The sequence below is a fragment of the Peptococcaceae bacterium genome, from assembly GCA_024655825.1.
GTDB lineage: Bacteria > Bacillota > Peptococcia > DRI-13 > PHAD01 > JANLFJ01.
On sequence record JANLFJ010000088.1, the window covers coordinates 1 to 1,352 of the forward strand.

At 46.3% G+C, this 1,352-nt stretch carries 1 protein-coding gene; it reads right to left on the bottom strand.

What is annotated here, in order from left to right; genetic code table 11:
- Positions 1-239 precede the first annotated feature (239 nt).
- Positions 240-1,037, bottom strand: coding sequence for a Fic family protein (locus tag NUV48_15530; protein ID MCR4443542.1), 798 nt, complete (start codon positions 1,035-1,037; stop codon positions 240-242).
- Positions 1,038-1,352 lie beyond the last annotated feature (315 nt).

Consider the following 1,352-nt stretch of genomic DNA (forward strand, 5'->3'; position numbering starts at 1 on the left):
TGTTTCCACTTGTTTGAGCTTACCTGTTTTAACAGGATGATACAGGGCTTCCCCGATTAAGCCTGCTTCCCTGAGCTTGAACGCATCCATCCTAACCTACTAGGTTATCCAGCTATTGGGCTTTCCCGCTGGTCGGGTGACAGGGTTTCTTTCAACCCATCGGCTCGGCAGGCATGCCGGGCGAACAAAAAAAGCCATCCCTTTCGAGATGACTTTTGTTTGCATATTTATTCTGTTGGCTACATACTCTGGGTAAAATCCGACAAACCTTTGCGGTCCGGCTTCATGCCGTCGGCAAGAGCCAGCGCCTTTTCCCATGTCTTTTCCGTTTCATACTTAAAAAACTCGTACAGGGGATTTAATTCCTCGGCTTCATCATACTTTTGCAGGCACTCGTAATATATCCGCTTATCCTCGTTATAAACGATGAGAGGCGGGTGGTTATGTGTCATGAGATAGTAATTCATGAGCGTCCTGCCGACACGCCCGTTGCCGTCTGCAAAGGGATGGATATACTCAAACCGCGCGTGAAGGTAGGCGGCAGCTTTCAAAACATCCTTTTCCTCATACGCATTTACTTCGGCAATCAGTTCCGTCAGGTCGTTTTCCACATCTTCTGCAGCGGAGCCCACCTCATGGATGCCGGTTACATAATCGTGCTTTTTAAATTCGCCTGGCCGCTCCTCATTTTCAATATACCTGCGCTCATCGTAAGTTCCGCTGGTGAGAACCTTGTGAATTTCCTTAACCAACTCTATGCTGAGAAGCTCCTTTTTCACGATTTTTTCTTTCAAAAACTCATAGCACAGCTTTTGATTTTGCTGTTCAAACAGGGCACGGGGACTTCCGGTATAGTCCACAACCCTGCCGTTTTCAAAGATTTCCCTTGTATCGTGATAGGTGATTTCCTCATTCTCTATCTTTCCGGAATGGAACGCAAACAGGATGCGGAAGCTGTCAAGGTATTTATCAAGATCGGCGGTGGACATGATTTTGTATGACTGCCACAACGCGACAACTCGGCTATATCGTTCCAAACGCATTCCTCCTTTTTCGCATTATTGATTATAATTATACCACAGTTTAACAAACTCAGGCAGAGCGAGGGCTATAGTTCATTATCTAACACATCATCGGAAGCCACTCATTTTTCTAATCCGCAGCATCGTTTTTCATCCTACTTACGGCAGATAGTTTCTTGGGTTTGGCTTTTCACCGTTCACTCGTACCTTAAAGCGCAAGTGCTCTCCGGTGCTTCGACCTGTGGAACCGACCTGTGCGGTGATGTCGCATTATTCTTTTGCTTTTCTCGCCAAAAATGTAGATGAGTCACCAAGGTGGAATCTGAACTC